General features: G+C 69.2%; 24 protein-coding genes. 10 read left to right on the forward strand and 14 right to left on the reverse strand.

The window, feature by feature from the left end; all coding sequences use genetic code 11:
• Nucleotides 1-13: 13 nt before the first annotated feature.
• Nucleotides 14-1,186 (reverse strand): phosphoserine transaminase, encoded by a 1,173-nt coding sequence (locus HZF05_RS01745; protein ID WP_160364899.1) that lies wholly within the window; start codon nucleotides 1,184-1,186, stop codon nucleotides 14-16.
• A 244-nt stretch (nucleotides 1,187-1,430) separates the two neighbouring features.
• Between HZF05_RS01745 and HZF05_RS01750 the strand changes: the two genes are divergently transcribed.
• Nucleotides 1,431-1,790, forward strand: a complete 360-nt coding sequence (locus HZF05_RS01750) for a helix-turn-helix domain-containing protein (RefSeq protein WP_160364900.1) — start codon at nucleotides 1,431-1,433, stop codon at nucleotides 1,788-1,790.
• On the opposite strand, the gene HZF05_RS01755 is transcribed toward HZF05_RS01750, so the two are convergent.
• The gene (locus tag HZF05_RS01755; protein ID WP_160364901.1) at nucleotides 1,791-2,291 is read right to left on the reverse strand and encodes a hypothetical protein; all 501 of its coding nucleotides are present in this window, start codon (nucleotides 2,289-2,291) and stop codon (nucleotides 1,791-1,793) included.
• Nucleotides 2,292-2,419: 128 nt separating this feature from the next.
• Between HZF05_RS01755 and HZF05_RS01760 the strand changes: the two genes are divergently transcribed.
• Together HZF05_RS01760 and HZF05_RS01765 are read left to right on the forward strand one after the other, a co-directional pair.
• Nucleotides 2,420-3,082: an extensin family protein gene (locus HZF05_RS01760; RefSeq protein ID WP_160364902.1), complete on the forward strand. Its 663-nt coding sequence runs from the start codon at nucleotides 2,420-2,422 to the stop codon at nucleotides 3,080-3,082.
• Between the two features lie 141 nt (nucleotides 3,083-3,223).
• Nucleotides 3,224-4,117 carry an LOG family protein gene (locus tag HZF05_RS01765; RefSeq protein WP_160364903.1) on the forward strand — a complete coding sequence of 298 codons (894 nt, stop codon included), beginning with the start codon at nucleotides 3,224-3,226 and terminating at the stop codon, nucleotides 4,115-4,117.
• 198 nt (nucleotides 4,118-4,315) lie between these two features.
• Here HZF05_RS01765 and HZF05_RS01770 read toward each other — a convergent pair whose 3' ends face one another.
• Nucleotides 4,316-5,089, reverse strand: coding sequence for a c-type cytochrome (locus HZF05_RS01770; protein WP_160364904.1), 774 nt, complete (start codon nucleotides 5,087-5,089; stop codon nucleotides 4,316-4,318).
• A gap of 135 nt (nucleotides 5,090-5,224) precedes the next feature.
• Between HZF05_RS01770 and HZF05_RS01775 the strand changes: the two genes are divergently transcribed.
• Nucleotides 5,225-6,118, forward strand: a complete 894-nt coding sequence (locus HZF05_RS01775) for a prephenate dehydratase (protein WP_160364905.1) — start codon at nucleotides 5,225-5,227, stop codon at nucleotides 6,116-6,118.
• A 131-nt stretch (nucleotides 6,119-6,249) separates the two neighbouring features.
• Here HZF05_RS01775 and nudC read toward each other — a convergent pair whose 3' ends face one another.
• Both nudC and HZF05_RS01785 read right to left on the reverse strand, forming a co-directional pair.
• Entirely contained in the window at nucleotides 6,250-7,125 is an 876-nt protein-coding gene (nudC, locus tag HZF05_RS01780) for an NAD(+) diphosphatase (RefSeq protein ID WP_160364906.1), read from the reverse strand.
• Nucleotides 7,122-8,162 carry an A/G-specific adenine glycosylase gene (locus tag HZF05_RS01785; protein WP_160364907.1) on the reverse strand — a complete coding sequence of 347 codons (1,041 nt, stop codon included), beginning with the start codon at nucleotides 8,160-8,162 and terminating at the stop codon, nucleotides 7,122-7,124. The genes nudC and HZF05_RS01785 overlap by 4 nt, the downstream gene beginning before the upstream one ends.
• 26 nt (nucleotides 8,163-8,188) lie before the next feature.
• On the opposite strand from HZF05_RS01785, the gene HZF05_RS01790 reads away from it, so the two are divergent.
• The 5 genes from HZF05_RS01790 (at nucleotide 8,189) to HZF05_RS01810 (ending at nucleotide 14,002) form a co-directional block, all read left to right on the forward strand.
• The gene (locus tag HZF05_RS01790) at nucleotides 8,189-8,755 is read left to right on the forward strand and encodes a DUF721 domain-containing protein (RefSeq protein ID WP_246331455.1); all 567 of its coding nucleotides are present in this window, start codon (nucleotides 8,189-8,191) and stop codon (nucleotides 8,753-8,755) included.
• Nucleotides 8,752-9,465 (forward strand): thioredoxin domain-containing protein, encoded by a 714-nt coding sequence (locus HZF05_RS01795; RefSeq protein WP_160364909.1) that lies wholly within the window; start codon nucleotides 8,752-8,754, stop codon nucleotides 9,463-9,465. The genes HZF05_RS01790 and HZF05_RS01795 overlap by 4 nt, the downstream gene beginning before the upstream one ends.
• Nucleotides 9,466-9,483: 18 nt before the next feature.
• Entirely contained in the window at nucleotides 9,484-10,224 is a 741-nt protein-coding gene (locus tag HZF05_RS01800; RefSeq protein WP_160364910.1) for a thioredoxin domain-containing protein, read from the forward strand.
• A gap of 28 nt (nucleotides 10,225-10,252) precedes the next feature.
• A complete protein-coding gene (smc, locus tag HZF05_RS01805) occupies nucleotides 10,253-13,657 on the forward strand; it encodes a chromosome segregation protein SMC (protein ID WP_160364911.1) in 3,405 nt (1,134 codons plus the stop codon).
• 81 nt (nucleotides 13,658-13,738) lie between these two features.
• Nucleotides 13,739-14,002, forward strand: coding sequence for a GCG_CRPN prefix-to-repeats domain-containing protein (locus HZF05_RS01810; RefSeq protein WP_160364912.1), 264 nt, complete (start codon nucleotides 13,739-13,741; stop codon nucleotides 14,000-14,002).
• A gap of 3 nt (nucleotides 14,003-14,005) precedes the next feature.
• On the opposite strand, the gene HZF05_RS01815 is transcribed toward HZF05_RS01810, so the two are convergent.
• The 9 genes from HZF05_RS01815 to HZF05_RS01855 all read right to left on the reverse strand — a co-directional run bounded on the left by HZF05_RS01815 (nucleotide 14,006) and on the right by HZF05_RS01855 (nucleotide 21,417).
• Nucleotides 14,006-15,418: a UdgX family uracil-DNA binding protein gene (locus tag HZF05_RS01815; protein WP_160364913.1), complete on the reverse strand. Its 1,413-nt coding sequence runs from the start codon at nucleotides 15,416-15,418 to the stop codon at nucleotides 14,006-14,008.
• Complete coding sequence (locus tag HZF05_RS01820; protein ID WP_160364914.1) at nucleotides 15,418-16,050, reverse strand: DUF4328 domain-containing protein; 633 nt, start codon at nucleotides 16,048-16,050, stop codon at nucleotides 15,418-15,420. Before HZF05_RS01820 ends, HZF05_RS01815 begins: the two co-directional genes overlap by 1 nt.
• Before the next feature lie 17 nt (nucleotides 16,051-16,067).
• Complete coding sequence (locus HZF05_RS01825; RefSeq protein ID WP_160364915.1) at nucleotides 16,068-17,312, reverse strand: putative DNA modification/repair radical SAM protein; 1,245 nt, start codon at nucleotides 17,310-17,312, stop codon at nucleotides 16,068-16,070.
• Between the two features lie 36 nt (nucleotides 17,313-17,348).
• On the reverse strand, nucleotides 17,349-17,849 hold the full coding sequence (locus HZF05_RS01830) for a DUF2306 domain-containing protein (protein WP_160364916.1): 501 nt from the start codon (nucleotides 17,847-17,849) through the stop codon (nucleotides 17,349-17,351).
• Between the two features lie 59 nt (nucleotides 17,850-17,908).
• Complete coding sequence (locus tag HZF05_RS01835; RefSeq protein WP_181638768.1) at nucleotides 17,909-18,409, reverse strand: hypothetical protein; 501 nt, start codon at nucleotides 18,407-18,409, stop codon at nucleotides 17,909-17,911.
• A gap of 92 nt (nucleotides 18,410-18,501) precedes the next feature.
• Entirely contained in the window at nucleotides 18,502-18,912 is a 411-nt protein-coding gene (locus HZF05_RS01840) for a hypothetical protein (protein ID WP_160364917.1), read from the reverse strand.
• A 129-nt stretch (nucleotides 18,913-19,041) separates the two neighbouring features.
• Nucleotides 19,042-19,533, reverse strand: a complete 492-nt coding sequence (locus tag HZF05_RS01845; RefSeq protein ID WP_160365233.1) for a demethoxyubiquinone hydroxylase family protein — start codon at nucleotides 19,531-19,533, stop codon at nucleotides 19,042-19,044.
• 20 nt (nucleotides 19,534-19,553) lie between these two features.
• Nucleotides 19,554-20,021, reverse strand: coding sequence for a disulfide bond formation protein B (locus tag HZF05_RS01850; protein WP_160364918.1), 468 nt, complete (start codon nucleotides 20,019-20,021; stop codon nucleotides 19,554-19,556).
• Between the two features lie 10 nt (nucleotides 20,022-20,031).
• Nucleotides 20,032-21,417: a S41 family peptidase gene (locus tag HZF05_RS01855; RefSeq protein ID WP_160364919.1), complete on the reverse strand. Its 1,386-nt coding sequence runs from the start codon at nucleotides 21,415-21,417 to the stop codon at nucleotides 20,032-20,034.
• 252 nt (nucleotides 21,418-21,669) lie between these two features.
• Between HZF05_RS01855 and HZF05_RS01860 the strand changes: the two genes are divergently transcribed.
• Entirely contained in the window at nucleotides 21,670-22,866 is a 1,197-nt protein-coding gene (locus tag HZF05_RS01860) for an FAD-dependent oxidoreductase (RefSeq protein WP_160364920.1), read from the forward strand.
• Nucleotides 22,867-22,908: the final 42 nt, after the last annotated feature.

Here is a 22,908-nt window from a genome sequence, read left to right on the forward strand (position 1 = left end):
ACGGGAATTGGATTCAGGCCTTGGCCGAGGCGAAGGCGAAGTCGAGCCAGGGGCCGAGCGCCTGGATGTCGGCGGTCTCGACGGTGGCGCCGCACCAGATGCGCAGGCCCGCCGGGGCATCGCGGTAGGAGCCGAGATCGTAGGCGGCGTCCTCGGCCTCGAGGGTCGAGACCATCTTCTTCTCGATCGCGGCGGCCTGCTCTTCGTCCAGCCCGTTGAATTTCAGGCAGACGGAGGTGTTCGAGCGCGAAGCCGGGTCGGTCGCGAGATGATCGAGCCAGTCGCGCTCCGCCACGATGGCGTCGAGCGCGGCGGCATTGGCGTCGGCGCGCTGGATCAGGCCGGAGAGGCCGCCGAGGCTGAGTGCCCATTCGAGCGAATGGATGTAATCCTCGACGCAGAGCATCGACGGGGTGTTGATCGTCTCGCCCTTGAACACGCCTTCGGACAGCTTGCCCTTGGCGGTGAGGCGGAAGACCTTGGGGATCGGCCAGCTCGGCGTGTGGCTCTCCAGCCGCTCGACCGCGCGGGGCGAAAGGATGATGACGCCGTGCGCGCCCTCGCCGCCCAGCACCTTCTGCCAGGAGAAGGTGACGACATCGAGCTTCCCGATCGGCACGTCCTGCGCGAACACCGCCGAGGTGGCGTCGCAGATCAGCAGGCCCTCGCGGTCCTCCCGGATCCAGTCGCCGTCCGGCACGCGCACGCCCGAGGTGGTGCCGTTCCATGTGAAAACGACGTCGCTGTTTTGATCGATCGCTTCCAGATCGGGCAACCCGCCATAGGGCGCCTTGATCACGGTCGGGTCGAGCTTGAGCTGCTTGGCGGCATCCGTCACCCAGCCTTCGCCGAAGCTCTCCCACGCGACGGTGGTGACGGGGCGGGCGCCGAGCAGGGTCCACATCGCCATCTCGACCGCGCCGGTATCCGAACCGGGGACGATGCCGATGCGGTGCGTGTCGGGCACCTGGAGGATCTTGCGGGTCAGCTCGATCGCATAGGCCAGGCGGCTCTTGCCGATCTTGGAGCGGTGCGAGCGGCCGAGCGAGGCGTGCGGCAGCGCCGCGGCATCCCAGCCCGGAGGCTTGGCGCAGGGGCCGGAGCTGAAGAAGGGGCGGGCCGGCTTGGGCTCGGTCGGGCGGGTAGCAGCCACAGGGGTGGCGTCGGCACGCAACGTATCAGTCATGTCTGACTCTCCTCACAGAGAGCACGCGCCGCGTTGGGACGGCGTGGCCCGCCGACGGCCTTAGCGGCGCTCCGACCCGTGTCAACCGTCTTGCAGCATTGCGCGATGTCAAAAATCGTTCAGTGTATTGTCAGGATCATACAGGCAAGATCGTGCCATATCGGGCTTGTTACGTGAATGTTTCGTTCGCAAGCGACGCGAATCACTTGCAGAATCGTCCATATCCGGTAAGGGAGCGCACATCATGGGCCGGGGGGTGCAACAGATCGTCTCGCCGCAGGGCGATGTGCTGGTGGTGATGCCACTGGCCCATTTCGAGCGTCTGTCCGCCGCTGCCGGCAGTTTCATGCTCGATACGACGGCGAACGATGCCAGCCCCGAGCAGCTGACGCCCCCGGAGGTCCGCGAGGCGATCGAGGCGGGAGAGAGTCCGCTCGCTGCGTGGCGCCGCTTCCGCCAGATCTCGCAGAGCGCGCTGGCGCGGGCGGCAGGCGTATCGCGTTTCACCGTGATGCGGATCGAGTCGGCCGGTGCGGGGGCGGGCAACCGCCAGAGCCGCCGCCTGCTGGCGGCCGCGCTCGACATCCCCGCCTCGGCTATCTGATCAACCCGGATTGCCCTGACCCTGCATGACCGCGCCGAGCCGCGCCTGCCATTGGGCGCGGCGCGCCTGATAGTCGTCGCGCGGAGCCGGAGCCGCTACCGGTGCCGGCGGGGGGTCGGCGACCGTCACGGCAGGCGGCGGGGCGGGGGCCGGTACGGGAGCATCCTGGGCTGCGACCTCGTCGGCCGAGGCGGGGTCGGGCGACGCCATGTTGGGCATAACAGGCATCGGCCCCGCATCTGCCACCTGCTGCGGCGGCTGCGCCATTGCGGCCTGGGGTTCGGCGGGGTTCTGCTGCAGGCTCGCCGCCCAGGACGGAATCGCCGAATCGGGAACCGCCGAATAGGTCGGCTTCTGCGCTTCGGCCGTGCCGGACATGCCGGCGATCACCGAAGGCTTCGCCGTGGGGGTGGTGTTGGGGACCATCCACGCGGTCAGCAGCGCGCACACCGCACCGCCGATGCCCGCCCGGATCGCCCATATCTTGTGCTGCTGGTCCATGGCGCGAAGAACGCGCGGCGCAGCGGGTCGCGTCTCGGCTCGGCGCGGGGATCGGGCGGCTGGCGGCGGTTGCGCGTCCGGAAGCGTCGCGCCGCTGGCCCGGGGTGTGGCTCCGACGCTAGGAGACGATGGTGCGGAGGGCGTGCTTTCTTGTCGTGATGGCCGGGGTGGTGCTCGCATCCTGCGTGCCGCACGGACATGGCGAGCGACCGACCCCCTCCCATCGACCTGCACCCTCCCGCCCGGTCTATGATGAAGCGGCGCGGCGGCAGTGCCTCGCCCAGCTCACCGCCGACGGCGCGCATTATTCGGTGCTGCCCGATCGCACCTTCGGCAACGGTTGCTCGGCGATCGGGACGGTGCAGCTCTCCGACATCGGCATGCCGGTCTCCAATCTCGGCGCGATGACCTGCCCGCTGGCCGACGCCTTCACCCGCTGGACCCGCGACGCGACGCAGAAGGCCGCTCAGGCCTGGCTTTCCTCGCCGGTCGTGAAGATCGAGAGCTTCGGCACCTACAGCTGTCGACCAGTGAACAACGTGGCGGGCGCTCGGCTCTCCGAGCATGGCCTGTCCAACGCGGTCGACATATCGGGTTTCGTGCTGTCCAATGGGCGGCGGATCACGGTGCTGAACGACTGGAACGGGCCGGACGAATATGCCCGCAACTTCCTGCGCGCGGTGCACGATGCGGGCTGCCGGCGGTTCAGCGTGGTGCTGGGGCCGGACGCCAACGCGCTCCACCGCAACCACCTGCATTTCGATATGGGACCTGGGCCGTATTGTAAGTGACGGTGCCGGCCCGCTCCCCCGCCCAGCTTCCCGATCCAGCATGATGTCGTCGGGAGGCTGGGCGGGGAGCGGGCCGGCACCGCAGGCCAAACGAACAGCGCGATCTTCCTTTCGTCACGAAGCGGGCCTAAGTCCCCGCCGATGAGCAACGACAATCGTACCCCGGCCGGCGACAAGGCCGGCGTTCCCAAGCGTATCTTCGCGCCCGCCCGCACCGAGGCGAAGGTCGCCCGCGAAGCGGTGATCACCCCGCAGACCGAGGACCCTTCCTACCGCCTCGCCTTCCAGGACGAGGATTTCCTGCTGCGCGAGGATCTGCGCCCCGTCCGTTTCCAGCTGGAACTGCTCAAGACCCAGCTGACGCTCGACGAGGCGAATATCGGCTCCACCTTCGTGATGTACGGATCGGCGCGCATCCCCGAACCCGATCGCGTGCCGATCGTGCTGGAGGCGGCGACGACGCCCGAGCAGAAGGCGATCGCCGAGAAGCAGGCGGGCCTCGCCCATTATTATGACGAGGCGCGCAAGCTGGCCCGGATCGCAAGCAAGGTCGGGCTGGACGAGGACGGCAAGAAGCAGTTCGTCGTCTGCTCGGGCGGCGGGCCATCGATCATGGAGGCGGCGAATCGCGGCGCCCGCGACGTCGGCGCGGACACGATCGGCCTCAACATCGTGCTGCCGCACGAGCAGGCGCCCAACGCATATGTGACCCCGCATCTGTCGCTGCGCTTCCACTATTTCGCGCTCAGGAAGATGCACTTCCTGCTCCATGCGCGTGCCGTGGCGGTGTTTCCCGGGGGCTTCGGCACGTTCGACGAATTCTTCGAGCTGCTGACGCTCGTGCAGACCGGCAAGACCCGGCCGCTGCCCATCCTGCTGTTCGGGCGGGACTTCTGGGAGACGGTGGTCGATTGGCACGCGCTGGCAAGCTACGGCGTGATCTCGCCGCAGGATCTGGAGCTGTTCCGCTTCGTCGAGACCGCCGAGGAAGCCTGGGCGATCGTCGAGGACTGGTATGGGATGGGCGAAGGCTAATCCGAAATCCGTTCGGGCTGAGCCTGTCGAAGCCCTGTCCTTTCTTTCGGCGCTGGAAAAAGAAGGACCGCCCTTCGACAGGCTCAGGGCGAACGGGTTTTAAGGTCCCAGCAAAAAGACCGTCGGCTTGCGCCGGCGGCCCCTCCGCCATGCTTCGCATGGTCCCCCTCCCCAGCCGAGCTGGGGAGGATGTGATCCTTACTTCTTCGTCTGGGCCGCGTTGCCCGTCACGCTCGGCGCGGCGTCGCCGCCCACCGTGCCCTTGGGATTCGCCGCGGCCTGGCCCTCGGTGACGACCGGCTGCTTCTTGGCGCCCTCGCCGGCAGTGTTGTCGCCGGGCTTGGCCGCCGCATCCGTGCCCGCCGCAGCAGCGGGAGCCGCCGCCGGCGCGGTCGGCAGCTTCTGCGGGCTGTCGCTCTGGGTGTTGAGGTAGGCGATGACGTTGGCGCGATCCTCAGGCTTGGAAAGCCCGGCGAAGGTCATCTTGGTGCCCGGCGCATAGGCCTTCGGGCTCTTCAGCCACTGGAAGAGCTCGTCGAACGTCCACGGGCCGCTATGCTGCTTCAGCGCGTCCGAATAGGAGAATCCCGCCTCGGTACCGACCGGGCGACCGACGACGCCCCACAGCTGCGGGCCGATCTGGTTGGGGCCGCCCTTCTGGTCCGAATGGCAGGCACCGCATTTCTTGAAGACCTCGGCGCCCTTCTGCGGATCGGCCGAGGCGAGGTAGAAAGCCGCCGGCTTCTCGGCCGCTTCGCCGCCACCGGTATCCTCGGCCTCGACACCCTCCACCGTATAGCCCATCTTCTCGGGCCGCTCGGAATGGAAATATTCGCCGGTCACCACGGAGAAGCCGAGCGCACAGATACCGGCGAACAATACCCAGCCGGCGATCGTGTTGGTGCGGTCCTTCGCGCCACCGGATACCCGGTGCCCACCCTCGAAATGGGGATCCTCGTTCCGCTCCACCATGCGCCGCCGCACTCCCTGTTCGTCGTCCGCTTGGATACGTGGCGGCGACTTTCGGGGGCAACCCATAGATTCCGGAAACGTCACGCGCAAGCGCGCTTGCGGCGGTGCACGCAGAGCGCGTAAGCGCGCAGGCCCATGCAGACCTATCCCGCCCCCGCCGCGAGGCTCGTCGACGAGATGGTGGCCGCCGCCGCCGCCGAGCCGCAGCGCGCCGTCGCCTTCCAGGGCGCGCCCGGCGCCAACAGCCATATCGCGGTGGGCGAGGCGTTTCCCGATGCGCTGCCGCTGCCCTGCTTCGGCTTCGAGGATGCGATCGACGCGGTGCGCAAGGGCGAGGCCGACTGCGCGCTGATCCCGATCGAGAATTCGCTGCACGGCCGCGTGGCGGATATGCACTTCCTGCTGCCCGAAAGCGGCCTCGTCATCACCGGTGAGCATTTCCTGCCGATCCGCCACTGCCTGCTGGGATCGGGTAAGCTGGGCGATGTGAAGGAGGCGATGAGCCATCCGCAGGCGCTCGGCCAGTGCCGGCACTGGCTGCGCGGAAAGGGCATCCGCGCTATTCCCTATGCCGACACCGCCGCCGCCGCCGCCGAGGTGGTGGCGATGGGCGCACCCAAGGACGTCGCCGCGTTGGCGCCCAAGCTGGCGTCGGAGATCTACGGTCTGCCGCTGATCGAGGAGGCGATCGCCGACGAGGCCGACAACACCACGCGCTTCGTCGCGCTGGCGCTGGCGGCGCCGGCCGAACTGGCGCCCGGGCCGTACATGACGACCCTGATGTTCGCGGTGAAGAACGTGCCGGCCGCCCTGTTCAAGGCGATGGGCGGCTTCGCCACCAACGGTGTCAACATGACCAAGCTGGAAAGCTACCAGCGCGGCGGCGCCTTCCAGGCGACCGAATTCTACGCCGATATCGAGGGGCATCCCGAAGACACGCCGGTGGCGCGGGCGCTGGAGGAACTCGCTTTCCACTCGCGCTGGGTGCGGTTGCTCGGCACCTACCCGCGGGCAAGGGCGCGGGGATAACTTCTAGGTCCTCCCCATCGCAGGTTGGGAGGGGACCGCCCGCGAAGCGGGTGGTGGAGGGGCAGGCGCGGCGCATCTCCCTTCCACCATCCTTCGGATGGTCGCCCGCCCCACGCTTCGCCTAGGGAGGATCATTCAGCCACCCACATGCTGAAAAGGGTATGCGCGATCGCGTAGGGCGGGGGTGGCAGGAACGGCGCGTCCGGATCGCCGGCCAGCGAGGCGCGAACGCCGTCGCGGCTCACCCATAGCGCTTCCTCCAGCTCGGTATGATCGACGATCAGCGCATCGTCGTCCGTCATCCCGACGCAGGCGATCATCAACTGCGAGGGGAAGGGCCAGGGCTGCGATGCCATGTAGCGCACCGAATGGACGGAGACGCCGGCCTCCTCCTTCAGTTCGCGCGCGACCGCCTCCTCGATCGATTCGCCGGGTTCGAGGAAGCCGGCGAGCGCCGAATAGCGGCCCGGCGGGAAAGCCGGCTGGCGGCCCACCAGCACACGGGCATTCTCGCCCTCGCCATGCTGCGCGAGCATGATCACGACGGGATCGACGCGCGGGAAATGCTCGGCATTGCAGTTCGGGCAGGCACGGCCCCAGCCGGCGCGGAACACCATCGTCTCCGTCCCGCAATTGGCGCAGAAACCGTGGCGGCTGTGCCAGTCGACCAGGCTGCGCGCAGTCGCATAGGTACCGGCATCCTCGGCCGACATCGCGGTGATCGCGGCGAACAGTTCGGGCGAGCGGCGGAAGGCCGATACGCCGCGCTCCAGCGCCACGAAGCGGGGCGTGCCGTCGAGCCGGCCGAGCAGCGCGAGCTCGGTCCGCACCTCGGCATATTTCAGCGGCGTCCAGCCGAGCGTTCCCTGTTCCGCGCCGGTCGGATGCAGGCCGCTCATCTCCAGCAGCAGCGCTTCGGGGTCGGAGCGCATCGCGCGGACCTTCGTCTCGTCGTGGCGCGCCTCGTCGGCGCGATCGAGCAGGGAGCCGGTGAAGCCAGGGGTCATAAAGCGAGCATCTCCGATGAGGCGCGGCCGAGCGCGGCGGCGCGGGCATAGAGGGTGGGAAGGCCGGCCTCCTCGATCGCGGCGACCGGCCACCATTCGCCTTCGACCGGGCGAGCGGGAATGTCGGCGGCCATCACGTCGAGCGACAGGGCGAAATGGGTGAAGACATGCTCGACCGTGCCGACGTGGCGCCAGGTCGCGGGGACGGGCGGCGCGGCCTCCGGCGGATCGCCCCACTCGCCGCCGGGCAGCGCGCGCATGCCGCCGAGCATCCCCTTGTCCGGCCGGCGGACGAGCAGCACCGCGCCCTCCGATTCGAGCCAATAGGCGATGCCCCTGCGGCGGGGCTTGGCCTTCTTGGCGGGCTTGACCGGATAGGCTTCCGGATTGCCCTGAGCATAGGCCGTGCAGGCGGAGGTGAGCGGGCAGGCATCGCAGCGCGGGTTGCGGGGCGTGCAGACGGCGGAGCCGAGATCCATCATCGCCTGCGCGAAATCCCCGGCGCGCGCGTCCGGCGTGATCGTGTCGGCGAGCGCCCGGATGCGCGGGCGGCTGCCCGGCAGCGGTTCGGATATCGCGAACAGCCGCGAGACGACGCGCTCGACATTGGCGTCGACCACCACCGCCCGCTCTCCGAAGGCGATCGCGGCTATGGCGGCGGCGGTGTAGGCGCCGATGCCGGGAAGCGCGCGCAAGCCGTCCTCGGTGGCCGGGAAACCGCCCAGCCGCGCAACTTCGCGGGCGCAGGCGATCAGATTGCGGGCGCGGGCGTAGTAGCCGAGCCCCGCCCAGGCGGCCATCAATTCAGCCTCGTCGGCCGCCGCCAGCGCCTCCACGGTCGGCCAGCGGCCTTTGAACTTCGCGAAATACGGGCCGACCGCCGCTACCGTGGTCTGCTGGAGCATGATCTCGGACAGCCACACCCGATAGGGATCGGGCCGCACTTTCGCTCCCGGCGGCGTGCGCCAGGGGAGCGTGCGGGCGTGGACATCATACCAATCGACGAGCAGGCGCGAGACTGGCGTATCGACGAGCATGAGGCGGCTATGGCATGGGGAAGGAAATGACGGAACGGACTTCTCGAAAATCTGGGTCGGGCGCAAAGACCGGCAAGGGCGGCAAGACGCCCGTCGAACCCCCGCGTCAGAACCGCGCCCGCTCGGTCGCGGAGATCGTGCCCGAGATCGGCGGCGCGGCCTTCCGCCGCTTCGGATTCGTCCAGTCGGCGATCATCAGCCGCTGGCCGGAGATCGTCGGCCAGCGCTTCGCCGGCGTGTCGGCGCCCGAATCGATCCGCTTTCCCGCCGGCAGGAAATCGGACGGCGTGCTGACGCTGACGGTCGAGGGCGCGCATGCCCCGATGATGCAGCATGTCGCGCCGACACTGATCGATCGGGTCAACCTCTTCTTCGGCTACCCTGCCGTCGCCCGCGTGCAGATCCGCCAGGGGGCCGCCCAGCCGCGCCCCAAACCCGCGCCCAAGCCTGCACCGCCCTCGCTCAAACCCGTCGCGCTCGGCGATTCGCTGCGCGCGGTCGGCGATCCGGAGCTGCGCGCGGTGCTCGAATCGCTGGCCACGGGCCTGTCCTTCACCACGGGCGCGCCGCGCCTGCCGGAGCCTTCCGAATGATCCGTACCCTTCTCGCTTTGCTTGCCCTCGCATCGCCCGTCGCGGCGCAGGCCGCGACCCGGCATCCGCCCGTTCATGGCGCCCAGCACGTGGCGGATTGGACGAAGACTATCGCGCTCACGCCCGATGGCGGCATGCGCATCGGCAACCCGGCAGCCAAGGTGAAGGTGCTGGAATTCTTCTCCTTCACCTGCCCGCATTGCGCCGCCTTCGCCACCGAGGGAGCGACGCCGCTGATCCAGAATTACGTTCGCGGGGGCCAAGTGAGCTACGAGCTCCGCCCGGCGCTGCGCGACGCGATCGATCTCACCATGGCGCTTGCCGCCCGCTCGGTCGCGACGCCGCGCTATTTCGATGCGGTCGGCGCGGTGATGGGCGCGCAGCAGGATTGGCTGCCCAAGGCCTACGATTACATCAGCGCCAACCGCGACAAGCTCAACAGCACCGACAACACGCCCGCCATCCACGCGATGCTCACCAGCATCGGGATCGAGGCGATGCTGGCCAAGCAGGGCGTGACGTCCGCCGCGCTCGAAAGGGGCCTCGCCGACAAGACCGCCGAGGCGGCGCTGCAGAAGACCACCAACGATGCCTGGAACGTGCGCCACATCAGCGGCACGCCGGGCTTCTTCATCAACGATGCCGCCCAGCCCGACATCCACGGCTGGGCGCAACTCGAACCCGCCGTCCAGGCGGCGATCAAGGGCTGACAGGAGTAGATGTTCGCCATGAAGACCCCCCGTTTCCTCGTGCCCGTCCTCGCCGCGCTGGCGCTCGCCGGCTGCAAGCAGCATGCCGATGACGGCACCGCGCCCGCCGCGACCAACACCGCGTCCGCCGCCCCCGTCGCGGCACCGCCGGGCGGCTGGACCGAGCAGGTGACGAGGACGCCCGATGGCGGCTTCGTGATGGGCAACCCGAACGCACCGGTGAAGCTGATCGAATATGGCTCGCGCTCCTGCCCGCACTGTGCGCATTTCTCCAAGGAAGGCGAGCCGCTGCTGAAGTCGCAATATGTCGCGACCGGCAAGGTGAGCTACGAGTTCCGCGACTTCCTGATCCACCCGATGGACCTCGCCGCGATTCTCGTCGGCCAGTGCAACGGCCCGTCGACCTTCTTCCCGATCCTCGACCAGATGATGGCGAGCCAGGACCAGATGGTCGCCAAGCTGCAGACCCTGCCGCCGACCTTCCAGAACAGCCTCACCGGATCGCCCAACGACCAGGCGACCAAGTGGGCCGAGGCGCTGGGCTACATCCAGTTCGTCGGCCAGCGCGGCGTGCCGGAAGCCAAGACGCGGGCGTGCCTCGCCGATCCCAAGGCGACCGACGCGATCACCCAGCAGATGAACACCGCGCAGTCGCAGTTCAACGTCGACCAGACGCCGACCTTCCTGATCAACGGTACCAAGTCCGACGCTTACGACTGGGCGACGCTGGAGCCGGCGCTGAAGGCCGCCGGCGCCTGATGCGGGCCTGAGGGGGCGGGCCGCACCGATGCGCATCCGGAAGCTCAAGCTCACGGGCTTCAAGAGCTTCGTCGATCCGGCCGAGCTGGTCATCGAGAAGGGGCTGACGGGCATCGTCGGCCCCAATGGCTGCGGCAAGTCCAACCTGCTGGAGGCGATCCGCTGGGTGATGGGCGAGGCGTCGGCCAAGTCGCTGCGCGGCGGCGGCATGGAGGACGTGATCTTCGCTGGCACCACGGCGCGGCCGGCGCGCGACTTTGCCGAGGTCTCGATCCTGCTCGATCAATTGGACGGGCGGGACGCCGAGGTGGTGCGGCGGATCGAGCGCGGCGCGGGGTCCGCCTACCGCATCGACGGGCGAGACGTGCGGCAGAAGGACGTCGCCCTGCTGTTCGCCGACGCCGCCACGGGCGCGCATTCGCCGGCGCTGGTCAGCCAGGGCCGGATCGGCGCGATCATCGCCGCCAAACCGGTCGATCGCCGCGCGATGCTGGAGGAGGCGGCCGGGATCGCCGGCCTCCACGTCCGCCGCCGCGACGCCGAACTGAAGCTGCGCGCGACCGAGACCAATCTGGAGCGGCTCGATACCCTGCTCGGCGACATGGAGGCGCGCGCGACGGCACTGCGCCGGCAGGCGCGCGCGGCGGAGCGGTACCGGCTGCTCTCTGTCGAGATCCGGATCGCGGAGGGGCGGCTGATCTACGCGCGCTGGCGCGATGCCGCGGCACAGGCGGAGAAGGCCAAGCGCGAGGCGGAAGTTGCCGAGGCGGCCGTCGCCACCACTGCCGATCAGCAGCGCCGCGCCACCGAGGCGGTCGGGCAGGCGACGATGAAGGTTGCCGCCGCGCGATCGGCGGCGCAGGCGGCGCGCGAGGTGGTGGCGAGCGCCGGGCATCGGCTGCAAACCCTGCGATCCGAGCTGGAGGCGCTCCACCGGCGCATCGCCGACGTGGCGCGGCTGCGTGACACTCTGGAGCATGATCGCGCGCGTGAGGGCGCGCTGGCCGAGGATGCCGCCAACGCCATCGCGCGATTGACCGAGGAGGCGGAGACGCTCGCGGCGCGCGCGACCGAGGCGGAGGCGTCGCGGCCGGCGCTGGCGTCGCGGCTGGCCGAGGCGGAGGTGACGCTGCGCGATGCCGAAGTGGCACTGGCGCAGGCGCTCGCGGCGGAGGCGGCCGAGCAGGCGGAGGCACGGATCGCGCGTGCCGCGCTGTCTTCCGTGCAGCAGAGGCTGTCGAGGGCGGAGGGCGAGGTTGCCCGTATCGCGCGCGACGCGGCGCAGGTCGGCGATGCTGCGCAGCATGAGGCGGAGTTGAAGCGCTCGATCCTCGTGCGCGAAGCGGCGGAAGCGGAGGCCGCTACAGCGGGAGAAACGATCGCCACGGCGGAGGTGCGCCGTATGGCGGCGCTGGCCGATCGCGATGCGGCACAGGCGGCAGTGGCGGCGGCGCGGGCCGATCTCGCCTCGCTCGAATCGGAGGCGGCGGCACTCTCGCGCTCGCTGGCGAAGAGAGACGGTAAGGCCAAGGCGATCGACCGGATCACCGCCGCGCCCGGCTACGAGCGCGCATTGGCGGCGGCGCTGGGTGACGATCTGGAAGCGCCGATCGGCGCGGGTGCGGTGCGCTGGGCGGGTGCGGATGCGAAGGGTGATCCGGCACTTCCCGCGGGTTGCATGGCGCTCGCCGATCATGTCGAGGCGCCGGCCGAGCTGGCGCGGCGGCTGGCGCAGGTCGGTGTGGTCGATGCCGATGACGGGTCGATCCTGCTCGACGTCGGCCAGCGGCTCGTGACCCGCGATGGCAGGTTGCGGCGCTGGGATGGTTTCATCGCCGAAGATCGCGGCGCGGCGGCGGCAGAGGGACTGATCCGCCGCAATCGGCTCGTCGAGATCGAGCGACTGGTGGCTCCGGCGCGCGACGCGGTCACGTCGGCGGAAGCGGCGCTGACGGGCATCTCGGTGACGCTCGATACCGCACAACGCGAGGGACAAGCCGCCCGCACCGCGCAACAGGCAGCAGAGCGCCGCGCGCGAGACGAGGCGATGATCGAAGGCCGCGCGCGCGTCGCGATCGAACGGGTGGAGTCGCGTCGCGCCGAGCTGGCCGAGCGCGCGAAGGGGGCCGAAGCCGAGCGCGCCGAGGCGGCCGACGAGGTGCAGCGCGCCGAGCAGGCCGTGCTCGCCTTGCCCGACGGCGGCGAGACGGCGCGCGGTGTCGCCACCCAGCGCGCAGCCACCGATGCTGCACGGGCGGCGGTCGGCCAGTATCGCGTCGATCTCGCCGCGCTCGATCGCGGGCTCGCCGCCGATCGCGACCGCGCCGTCTCTGCCCGCGCCGAGGCCAAAGGCTGGAACGCACGGGCCGGCGACGCCGCCAAGCGCATCAAGGAAATGACTGCCCGCGCCGCCGCCGCCAACGACGAGGCGGAATTGCTCGCCCCGGCACCGAAGCAGGTCGAGACGAAGATCGCCGCCGCCGAGACCGAGCGCGAGGATGCCGCCAAGACCGGCGAGGCCACCGCGCTGGAAGAGCGTCAGGCGGAAGCGCTGCTCCGCGAGGCCGAGCGCGTCGCCGCCGATGCCGGGGAGGCGGCGGCCTCCGCCCGCGAGGCGCGCGCCACCGCTGTCGCACGCCACGAAAATCACGAGCTGCGCCGCGTCGAGATGGGGCGCGTCTCCGGCGAGCGGTTCGAATGCCCGGCGCCGGTGCTACCCGAAAAGGTCGGCTTCGATTCGAAGGACGTCGGCGAGGCCGGCGCCGAATCCGCGCGTTTCGACCGGCTCAACCTCGATCGCGAGCGGATCGGCCCGGTCAACCTGATCGCCGAGCAGGAGCTCGCCGAGCTCGATGCCGAGCGCACGACCCAGGCCGCCCAGCGCGACGAACTGGCCGAGGCGGTTTCCCGCCTGCGCGGTTCCATCGGCAGCCTCAATCGCGAGGGCCGCGCCCGGCTGCTCGCCGCGTTCGAGGCGGTGGACGGCCATTTCCGCCGCCTCTTCACCCGCCTGTTCGCGGGCGGCGAGGCGCATCTCGCGCTGGTCGACAGCGACGATCCGCTGGAAGCGGGGCTCGAGATCATGGCGCAGCCGCCGGGCAAGAAGCTGGCTTCGCTCACGCTCCTGTCGGGCGGCGAGCAGGCGCTGACGGCGGTCGCGCTGATCTTCGCTTTGTTCCTCACCAATCCCGCGCCGATCTGCGTGCTCGACGAGGTGGACGCCCCGCTCGACGATGCCAATATCGAGCGCTTCTGCGATCTGCTCGACCAGATGGTGCAGGAAACCGACACGAGATACCTTGTCGTCACCCACAATGCGGTGAGCATGGCGCGCATGCATCGCCTCTTCGGCGTCACCATGGTGGAGCGTGGGGTCAGTCGTCTGGTGTCGGTCGATCTGGGTGGGGCGGAGAGTTTGCTTGCTGCCGAATGAACGGCGGAAACAATCGTTTCCATCGCCGTTGAGGGGGCGTCCGGCGCGTATTTGCCGGTCCAGTACAGGAACGAGGATACTATGAAACGGATCCTTCTGACCGCGCTCGCCACGGGCGCGATGATCGCCGCCGTCACCCCCGCCGACGCTCGTCAGGGCTGTGGCCCGGGCGGACATCGCGGACCGTACGGCCATTGCCGCCCGAACATGGGTCCGGGGCCGGCCGTCGTCGCCCCCGATGGCGCGCTGGTGGTCGGCACCTATTATCCGCATCGCGGCTATTGGGACGGCAATCGCTACTGGTGGCACCGCGATCGCTGGCACGGCGGCTGGCGCTATCGCTAAACCCTATCCGGCGAGCGCCTTCGCGCGCTCGCCGACTCGCCTCAGATCCTCCACGAAGCGCGCATATTCCTCCGCCTTGCGCTCCTCGTCGGGGAGCCGCAGCAGGAAGCTCGGGTGGACCGTCACCCAGCCTTCCGAGCCGTCCGCCAGCGCGATCGGCTCGCCGCGCAGCTTCGATATCGTCACCGACTTGCCCAGCAGCGAATGCGCCGCCGTCGCGCCGAGCGCGACCGTCACCTTCGGCCGCACGATCGCGCGCTCCTGATCGATCCACCAGCGGCAGGCCTCGATCTCGCCGGCATTGGGCTTGGAATGGATGCGCCGCTTGCCGCGCGGCTCGAACTTGAAATGCTTCACCGCATTGGAAACGTAAGCGCGGGCGCGATCGACGCCGGCCTCGGCCAGCGCGCGGTCAAACAGCTGCCCGGCGGGGCCGACGAAAGGCTTGCCCGCCAGATCCTCTTGATCCCCTGGCTGCTCGCCGATGAAGAGCAGGGCGGCATCCGCCGGACCTTCGCCGAACACCGTCTGCGTCGCGGGTTTCCACAGCGGGCAGCGCCGGCAATGCGCGGCTTCCTCGCGTAGCGCGGCGAGCGCCCCCTCCGCATTGCCGCCCGGTCCCGTCCGCTTCGCCTGGGTCGCCACCATCGCCGCCTCCCGCGCCTGCGCGCCTGCGATCAGATCGGGGACCAACGCCGTCTCGGGCATGTTTTTCCAGTATTTCTTCGGCATTTCCTTCAGCATGGCATGCGTCTTCAGCCGTGCCGGGTTGAAGATCGATGCGTAATAGGTCTTCCACACCTCCTCGGTGGGATCGCCGTCGGGCGCATCCTCGCGGGTGGCGCCGGGGCCTTGCGCGAGCGCATCGCCGTCCCAGTGGATCGAGATCTCCGGCGTCAGGATGGACCAGCGCATGCTGGCGAAGCGGCGCTGGAAGAAGCCCGCATTGGCGCGCACGATATGATGTTCGGGCTCGAACCACGCGACGAAGCGGGGCTGGCCGTCATCGTCCGCCACCTCGCGGAAGCGCAGGAAGGCCCGCATCTTGTGGATGTCGCGGCGCACCGCCTTGGCCATCTCCTCCAGCCGCCGGTGGAGCGGATCGGTTTCGTCCTCGATTCGGCGGGGTTCGTCACGCAGGCGCAGCAGCATGGTGTAGAGCAGGTTGAAGCGCTCGGAATCGTGGTGAAGAATCACCGTCTCGGCGAGCGTCACGAACGGGCGCGGCACCGAGAAAGCGGCACCGGCCGGCGCGGGGGGCAGCGGTGGTTCCGTCGACCCGGCGAAGAGATCGGCAAGCTGATCGCCCACCTGCCAGTGCAGCCCCTCCGGCGGAATATCGAGCAGCGCGGCCGTGCGAGCGGCGGTGCGCCAGTCCTCGAAATCGTCCTCCGCCTCGAGTCTTGCCAGCGCCATCAGAGGAAGGCGGTGGCGTCGCGCTGGATGGCCTGCGCGGCGGTGATGTGGCGGACGATCCGCATCCAGAGGATCGCCAGCGGCACCGCGATCGCGCCGGAAAGGGCCAGCAGCCAGCCTGTCTCGATCAGCGCATTCTCGATCCGGGCGATGATATTGTCGAGGATGGTCCAGCCGAGCCACAGCGCCCACCAGACGCGCAGCAGCATGGGTGTCGGCACGGACGGCCAGTCCCCGGCGCCGGCCGCCACCTGCCACGCCTCGCGGATGCCGTCGAACGGCTTGAACAGGTTGGCGATGGGGATGAAGAACCAGCCGACCGCCCAGCCCGGCGTCATCGAGGGCGCGTTGGCGAGGGCGCGCTTCACCGCCGTCATCCGGAAGATCCAGATGCAGGACAGGACCGCCGCGACGACGAACAGCAGGAAGCTCACCACCGTCAGGATGCCCATCGCCGCCAGCAGCCTGCCGGCCAGCGTGGACGGATCGGCATCGCCGGGATCGGCGCCGGGCGGGTAGAAGAGCGCGAGCGCAAGACCCGCCGACCCGGAGCCGATCTCGCCGGCCAGCCATATCCACGTCCAGATTACCGCCTGGCGGCCGATCGGCCCCGGATCGCGTATCTCGTCCATCACCACCTCCCGCACGATCAAGCGGCGAACAGCTCCAACTGTTCCCGCCTCGGTCGGGCGACCGGCGCGGCGGCTTCGGCGATCGTCGTCGGCCGCCAGTCCTCGGCGATCAGGAACGGGCGCAGCTTCGCGATCGAGCGGGTGAGGCGGGCGACGTCCTCCAGCCGCAGCCGCCGCCAGCGCCGCGCGGTGATGATGCCGTCCACCGCCTTCGGACCGAGCCCCGGCACGCGCAGCAGTGCCTCCCGCGGCGCGCGGTTGACGTCGACCGGGAAGGCCTCGCGGAATTTCAGAGCCCAGGCGAGCTTGGGATCGATGTCGAGCGGCAGCATGCCCGTCGCGGGATCGGCGGCGGCGGCGACCTCGCCCGGCGCGAAGCCGTAGAAGCGCATCATCCAGTCCGACTGGTAGAGCCGGTGCTCGCGCATCAGCGGCGGGCGCTGGAGCGGTAGCACGGTGCTGGCATCCGGGATCGGGCTGAACGCCGAATAATAGACGCGGCGCAGCTGGTAGCGATCGTAGAGCGTGCTCGCCCGCGCGACGATGTCGCGATCGGTGGCGGCGTCGGCGCCGACGATCATCTGGGTCGATTGCCCCGCCGGCGCGAAGCCGGGGGCCGCCTTGTAGCGCCTGGTGGCGTCGCGCCCGTCCTCGATGCCGTGGCGGAGCGCCCCCATCGCGCCCTCGATCTGCGCCGCCGACTTCTCGGGCGCGAGGCGCTGGAGGCCCGCGACGGTCGGCAGCTCGACGTTGATCGAAAGGCGATCGGCATGGCGCCCCGCCAGTTCCAGCAGCTTCGGATCAGCATCCGGAATCGTCTTCAGGTGGATGTAGCCGCGAAAGCCGTGATCTTCACGCAGCGAGCGCGCCACCTCGACGATCTGCTCCATCGTATAATCGGACGAGCGGATGATGCCGGAGGAGAGGAACAGCCCCTCGATATAGTTGCGCCGGTAGAAGGAGAGGGTGAGCTGCACCACCTCCTCCGCCGTGAAGCGCGCGCGCCGCACGTTCGAGCTCTTGCGGTTGATGCAATAATGGCAGTCGAAGATGCAGCTGTTGGTCAGCAGGATCTTGAGCAGTGAGATGCAGCGACCGTCCGGCGCATAGGCGTGGCAGATACCCATGCCCTCGGTCGATCCGATGCCGCCCTTCTTGCCCGCCGAATCGCGCTTGGCGGTGCCGGACGACGCGCAGGAGGCATCGTATTTCGCCGCATCGGCGAGGATCGCCAGCTTGGCCTGGATATCGAGCTGCGCCATTCGTTCATTATATGTTCCAATGCCTTGATGCGCAAGTCAGCCGTGGAACAGCCATATCCCCAGCATCCGGCCGAACGGCAGCGTGAATAGGCCGGCGACGACGAACGCGCCGATCACCGTTCCGCGCATCGCCGCGCGGTGGCGCGCGACCTGGTGGCGGCGCGCGGCGAGAAAGGCGGTCGGGACGCGCCACAGCACGAACAGCGAGATCAGCCAGATCGGCGAGAAGGATCGGCCGTGGAGCGGGATGAAGAAGCCTTCGATCGCGATCGCCAGCAGCAGGGCGACCCAGATCGTGCCGAGCAGGCGGTGTCTGTCCGATCCCTTGGTGCGCAGCATCATCACCGGGGTCAGCACCAGCGCCGCGATCACCAGCGCGAGATGACCCCAGACGGCGGCCGGGGGCTCGCCCCAATGCGCGTGGCCGCGCGCGATCGCCGCGAGCACGAGGGCCAGCATCGCGATGGAAGCGAATCCGAGCGCCCGATCGAGAGGTTCTGGCGCGATGCCCGTCCTGACGCCGCCGGCCGATGCCATAAGTCCCCCCTTCGGTGCCCTCTGCCCAGTCATAGCGCGGGTTGGGCGAGGAGGGGAGATCAGTCCTGCGGGGAGCCGCTCGACGTGTCGGCCTGCTGCTCTTTCTGCTGGCGGCGTTCCTGCGCGGCCTGGTTGATGAACTGCTGGTAGCAGCCCGTCTGCCCGCCCATGCCCACCGCAGAGCAGGTGTTCGGCAGGCCGGCCGCCATGCGCCCCGCATCGTCGGTGGAGCGCACCTTGTTGGCCCAGGCGTTGCCCGGAGCCGATTCTTCCTTCTTGCCGCGGAAGCGCTTGGGGATGCGGTAGCGCTCGCTCTCCGGCTCGCGCGCGCAGACGATGATCTCGTCATTCTTGCCGGTCGGGCAGGGGTCGTTGCCGTACACGACGATCGAGACCGTCTTGGCATCGTTGTCGACCGGCTGCGCGGCGGCGGTTTGCGTCGGCGCGGGCGGCTCGGCGCGCGCCGCGATCGGCAGCGCCCAGGCGGCGAGCAGCAGCCCGAGCAGGAAGCCGGCGACGGCGACAGCAAGGGAGCGAACGGTGGCAAGCGCGGTCGTCATGCAGGCCTCGGGCGACTGGACTGGAGGAAACTCAAGCCCGTCCCAGGCTTTCGCGGTGCTGAACGATGCTGTCATACGCAAACGGCATGGGATCAGGGGACCCCGTCCTCCTGCTTCTTCTGGGCGCGCTGCTGCGCCTTCCAATTGTCGATCTCGGCCTTCGTGCAGCCGGCATTGACGCCCGATCCGATCGCATTGCAGCTCTGGATCTGCACGCCGGTGCCGCCGGTGGTGTTCACCGCGCTCAGCGCGTTGACGTTGCCGCCGCCGGCTTGCGGCGCGATCTCGCTGTCGCGCAGATCCTTGGGAATGCGGTATTTTTCCTGGATGTCGTGGTGACGGCAGACGACGATCTGCTGGCCGTTGCTGCTCGGGCATTTCTCGTCGCCATAGACGTCGATGACGCGGTCCTGGCTGATCTGGGCGAGCACCGGCGCCGGCGCGGCGACCTGGATGCCGGCGGTGCCGGAAAGAGCGAGCGAGAGAATCAACAGCCTGCGCATGGTGTGTCCCCGGACCGGAGGGTATTTCGATGCAACGCATGACCAGATGGGAGGGTTCTGGCAAGCGTTCAAGGAGTGACGATGACCCGGTCGGCCGTGCCGGCGTTCCGAGTCTTCGGGCTGGAGATCCTAAATCCGCTTCGAAAGCCCGATCGCCGCGCGACAGCCCAGCCGGATCGCTGCCGAGAGGATCGGATAGGCAGGCGCGCGCTCGGCGCCCTCGGCGATCGCGGTTTCGCGATGCTCGACTTCCTCGGCCCGAAATTCGGCGATGGTGTCGGAAAGCTCCGGATCGCCGCTGCCGAGCTCTTCCAGTTGCTGGCCATAATGGCGATCGATCTCGGTCTCGATCGCCGCGGTGCAGGCCATCGCCGCCTCGGGCGAGATCAGCGCCGTCGCAGCGCCGAGCAGGAAGCCGGCCTTGTCCCACAGCGGCGCAAGCAGCGTGGGACGCACGCCGCGTTCCGCCACGATGCGGTCGAACGCCAGCCGGTGCCGCTCCTCCTGCGCCGCCATCCGCGCGATCGGCCGGGCGGCCTCCGCGCGGGTGCCGAGCACGGCGAGCTGACCCGCATAGATGCGCGTCGCGCCGAACTCGCCGGCCTGGTCGACGCGGATCATCGGCTTGATGTCGGGTGCGCTCACCGGATGCCCTTGCGGCTCGCGTAGAACAGCGTCGCGAGGCCGCCCAGGATCGAGAAGATCGCATTGAACCCGGCGAGGCTGATCCCGGCGAGCTTCCACTGCGGCACGTCGCACATCACCACCGGCGCCTTCATCAGATCGGCGAGCGAGGTGAAGTGACTGCCGGTGCAGCGCTCCGGCCCGGTCCACCAATGATATTCGACGCCGGCATGATAGACGCCGATCCCGCCCGAGACGAGGATCGCCAGCGCCGCCAGCAGCGTGAAGGCACGCGACGCCGAAGGCTGGGTGCGAAGCGCGATGGCGATCAGCGCCAACACGATCGCCGCGACATGCGGCCAGCGCTGCCACATGCACATCTCGCAGGGCACGAGGTGGCCGATATATTGCGATCCGATCGCCCCCCACAGGAGCAGGTTGGGGACGAGAATCGCGATCAGCCGCGCGCGCGACAGGTTTGTCATCGGACGCGCCTCAGTTGGCGACGGGGATATCGGCGGAGGTCGGCGGCAGGGCCTGTGCGACGCGCGTGCCGCTGCCGGCCGGCGCAAGGCGCGAGAGTGTCTGCAGCGCGTAGCTCAGCTGGTAATCGTTGACGCCCTGCTTCTTGAGCTGATCGGCGGTGGCGGCGAAGCGCGGATCGGTCTTGCTGTCCGCCTCCAGCACGCTGTCGTCCACCTTGGCCTCGTTGATCAGGTGGCGGCGCAGATCGTCCTCGCGGAACTTGGGCCGGTCCTTGTAGTCGGGGTCGGACAGCTGCGGCACGGAGATATCCGGCTGGATGCCGCCCTCCTGCACCGAACGGCCCGACGGCGTGTAGTAGCGCGCCGTCGTCAGGCGCAGCGCCGTGTCGTCGGTCAGCGGCAGCAGCGTCTGGACGGAGCCCTTGCCGAAGCTGCGCTCGCCCATCACGACCGCGCGGCGCTGGTCCTGCAACGCGCCGGCCACGATCTCGGCCGCCGAGGCGGAGCCGGCGTTGACCAGCACAATGATCGGCAGGCCGTGCGCGTCGTCGCCGGGCTTGGCGTAGTAACGCTCGATATCGTCCTTCTCGCGGCCGCGCTGCGAGACGATCTCGCCATGATCGAGGAAAGCGTCGGCGGTCTCGATCGCCTGGTCGAGCAGCCCCCCGGGATCGTCGCGCAGATCGATGATGTAGCCGGTCGGCTTGTGGCCGAGCGCCTTGTCGATGCCGGCGATCGCGGCGCGGGTGTCGGCGCCGGTCTGCTTGGAGAAGCTGTTGATGTTGATGATGCCGATATTGTCGGTCACCTTCCACTTGACCGGCTTGATCACGATATTCTCGCGGGTGAGCGTGACGTCGAAGGGCTTGTCGCGGCCCGGGCGCACGATGGTGAGCGTGATCTTGGTGCCCGGATCGCCGCGCATCTGATCGACCGCCTCGTCCAGCGTCGATCCGTAGATCAGCTTGCCGTTGATGTGGGTGATGTAGTCGCCGGACTTGATGCCCGCCTTCCATGCCGGCGTGTCCTCGGTGGGCGTCACCACCTTCACCACGCCGTCCTCGGCCTGCACGGTGAGGCCGAGGCCGCCGTAATTGCCGTCGGTGGTCAGCTTCATCTGCTGGAAGTCGTGCGCGTCCATGTAGGAACTGTGCGGATCGAGGCTGGCGAGCATGCCGTCGATCGCGCCCTTGATCAGATCCTTGTCGGTGGTCTTGTCGACATAGTCCGCGCGCACCTTCTGGAACACGTTCATGAACTGGTCGAGCTGCTTGTAGGTGTCGTTGTCCTGCGCGGTGGATTCGGCGGCGCGGGCGTTCTGGACGGCCATCATCGTGGTCGGGATGGCGGCGCCGGCGGCGAGCAGGCCAAGGGTACGCAGCAGGGACTTGGGCATCGTGCGAGAGTCTTTCCGTCAAACAGGCGCGTGTCGTGGTTCGCTATTACAGCCTTTCCGCGAAGCGCAAAAGGCCGGGTTGAGGGACTGTCTTTGAAAGTCCCGCACCGGCCCGCTCCCCCGCCCAGCCTCCCGATCCAGTATCATCCTGTCGGGAGGCTGGGCGGGGGAGCGGGCTGGCACCGCACCGAAAAGCGCTCTTTCGCGCTTTTCAAACAGACTCTGAGGCCGGTTTACGGGTAACCGGCGGGTATGGGGCAGTATGACATCGCGGTAGCCGGGTGCGGGCCGGCGGGGCTGGCGGCGGCTCTGCTGTTGCACCGCGACGGGCATCGGGTGACATTGTTCGAGCGGTTCGACGCGCCGAAGCCGGTGGGATCCGGGCTGATGATCCAGCCGACCGGGCAGGCGGTGCTCCGCGCGCTCGGGCTGGAGGAGCGGCTGCTGGCCGCCGGCGCGCGGGTCGATCGCCTGTTCGGCCGCGCGGGCGAGGACGGGCCGATCGTGCTCGACGTTCGCTATTCGGCGTTGGGCAAGAAGGCGGGGTTCGGGGTCGGCATCCACCGCGCCTCGCTGTTCGCGATCCTGCACGACGCGGTGACGGCGGCGAGTATCCCGATCGAGACCGGGCGGCCGATCGCGGCGAGCCGGGTCGGCGGCGGGCGCCGCCATCTGTGCTTCGAGGATGGCAGCGAGTCCGGCCCGTTCGATCTGGTGGTGGACGCGCTCGGCACGCGCACGCCGCTCGCGCCGCCGACCGGCCGGGCGCTGGCCTATGGCGCGCTCTGGGCAAGCCTCGACTGGCCCGAAAGCGCGGGCTTCGATGCGGCGGCGCTGGAGCAGCGTTATCGACGGGCGAGCGTGATGGTCGGCGTGCTGCCGATCGGCACGCCACCGGGGCGGAGAGCGCCTCAGGCCGCCTTTTTCTGGTCGCTGCGTGCCGACCGGCTGGAGGATTGGCGCGCGGCGGGGCTGGGGCCGTGGAAGGACGAGGTGCTGCGCCTCTGGCCTTTGCTCGCGCCTTTGCTCGATCGGATCGAGGCGTCCGACCAGCTCACCTTCGCCCGCTACGCCCACCGCACCCTGCCGACCCCCGCCGAGCCGGGAATGATCCACATCGGCGATGCGTGGCACTCGGCCAGCCCGCAACTCGGGCAGGGCGCCAACATGGCGCTGATCGATGCCTATGCGCTGGCGCTCGCCTTGCGGATGGAGAGCGGTGTCGACTCGGCGATCGGCAAGGCGATCGCGCTGCGCCGCCGGCATGTCGGGCTGTACCAGTGGCTGACGGCCCTGTTCACGCCGGTCTACCAGTCGGACAGCCGGATGCTGCCCTTCGTGCGCGACCGGCTGGTCGGCCCGCTCTCGCGTCTCTGGCCCGCGACGCGCATCCAGGCGGCGATGGTGAGCGGGCTGGTGGGCGATCCGCTGGGGTCGCTTGATCTCTGATCTAGTCCCGTTCGTGCTGAGGAGCCGCTGAGCGAAGTCGAA

This window comes from Sphingomonas chungangi, assembly GCF_013778325.1.
Lineage (GTDB): Bacteria > Pseudomonadota > Alphaproteobacteria > Sphingomonadales > Sphingomonadaceae > Solisphingomonas > Solisphingomonas chungangi.

Bases quoted from the DNA above. Each gene is read 5' to 3' on its own strand.
- HZF05_RS01745 (WP_160364899.1), bottom strand. From the start codon at position 1,186: ATGACTGATACGTTGCGTGCCGACGCCACCCCTGTGGCTGCTACCCGC.
- HZF05_RS01750 (WP_160364900.1), top strand. From the start codon at position 1,431: ATGGGCCGGGGGGTGCAACAGATCGTCTCGCCGCAGGGCGATGTGCTG.
- HZF05_RS01755 (WP_160364901.1), bottom strand. From the start codon at position 2,291: ATGGACCAGCAGCACAAGATATGGGCGATCCGGGCGGGCATCGGCGGT.
- HZF05_RS01760 (WP_160364902.1), top strand. From the start codon at position 2,420: ATGGTGCGGAGGGCGTGCTTTCTTGTCGTGATGGCCGGGGTGGTGCTC.
- HZF05_RS01765 (WP_160364903.1), top strand. From the start codon at position 3,224: ATGAGCAACGACAATCGTACCCCGGCCGGCGACAAGGCCGGCGTTCCC.
- HZF05_RS01770 (WP_160364904.1), bottom strand. From the start codon at position 5,089: ATGGTGGAGCGGAACGAGGATCCCCATTTCGAGGGTGGGCACCGGGTA.
- HZF05_RS01775 (WP_160364905.1), top strand. From the start codon at position 5,225: ATGCAGACCTATCCCGCCCCCGCCGCGAGGCTCGTCGACGAGATGGTG.
- nudC (WP_160364906.1), bottom strand. From the start codon at position 7,125: ATGACCCCTGGCTTCACCGGCTCCCTGCTCGATCGCGCCGACGAGGCG.
- HZF05_RS01785 (WP_160364907.1), bottom strand. From the start codon at position 8,162: ATGCTCGTCGATACGCCAGTCTCGCGCCTGCTCGTCGATTGGTATGAT.
- HZF05_RS01790 (WP_246331455.1), top strand. From the start codon at position 8,189: ATGACGGAACGGACTTCTCGAAAATCTGGGTCGGGCGCAAAGACCGGC.
- HZF05_RS01795 (WP_160364909.1), top strand. From the start codon at position 8,752: ATGATCCGTACCCTTCTCGCTTTGCTTGCCCTCGCATCGCCCGTCGCG.
- HZF05_RS01800 (WP_160364910.1), top strand. From the start codon at position 9,484: ATGAAGACCCCCCGTTTCCTCGTGCCCGTCCTCGCCGCGCTGGCGCTC.
- smc (WP_160364911.1), top strand. From the start codon at position 10,253: ATGCGCATCCGGAAGCTCAAGCTCACGGGCTTCAAGAGCTTCGTCGAT.
- HZF05_RS01810 (WP_160364912.1), top strand. From the start codon at position 13,739: ATGAAACGGATCCTTCTGACCGCGCTCGCCACGGGCGCGATGATCGCC.
- HZF05_RS01815 (WP_160364913.1), bottom strand. From the start codon at position 15,418: ATGGCGCTGGCAAGACTCGAGGCGGAGGACGATTTCGAGGACTGGCGC.
- HZF05_RS01820 (WP_160364914.1), bottom strand. From the start codon at position 16,050: ATGGACGAGATACGCGATCCGGGGCCGATCGGCCGCCAGGCGGTAATC.
- HZF05_RS01825 (WP_160364915.1), bottom strand. From the start codon at position 17,312: ATGGCGCAGCTCGATATCCAGGCCAAGCTGGCGATCCTCGCCGATGCG.
- HZF05_RS01830 (WP_160364916.1), bottom strand. From the start codon at position 17,849: ATGGCATCGGCCGGCGGCGTCAGGACGGGCATCGCGCCAGAACCTCTC.
- HZF05_RS01835 (WP_181638768.1), bottom strand. From the start codon at position 18,409: ATGACGACCGCGCTTGCCACCGTTCGCTCCCTTGCTGTCGCCGTCGCC.
- HZF05_RS01840 (WP_160364917.1), bottom strand. From the start codon at position 18,912: ATGCGCAGGCTGTTGATTCTCTCGCTCGCTCTTTCCGGCACCGCCGGC.
- HZF05_RS01845 (WP_160365233.1), bottom strand. From the start codon at position 19,533: ATGATCCGCGTCGACCAGGCCGGCGAGTTCGGCGCGACGCGCATCTAT.
- HZF05_RS01850 (WP_160364918.1), bottom strand. From the start codon at position 20,021: ATGACAAACCTGTCGCGCGCGCGGCTGATCGCGATTCTCGTCCCCAAC.
- HZF05_RS01855 (WP_160364919.1), bottom strand. From the start codon at position 21,417: ATGCCCAAGTCCCTGCTGCGTACCCTTGGCCTGCTCGCCGCCGGCGCC.
- HZF05_RS01860 (WP_160364920.1), top strand. From the start codon at position 21,670: ATGGGGCAGTATGACATCGCGGTAGCCGGGTGCGGGCCGGCGGGGCTG.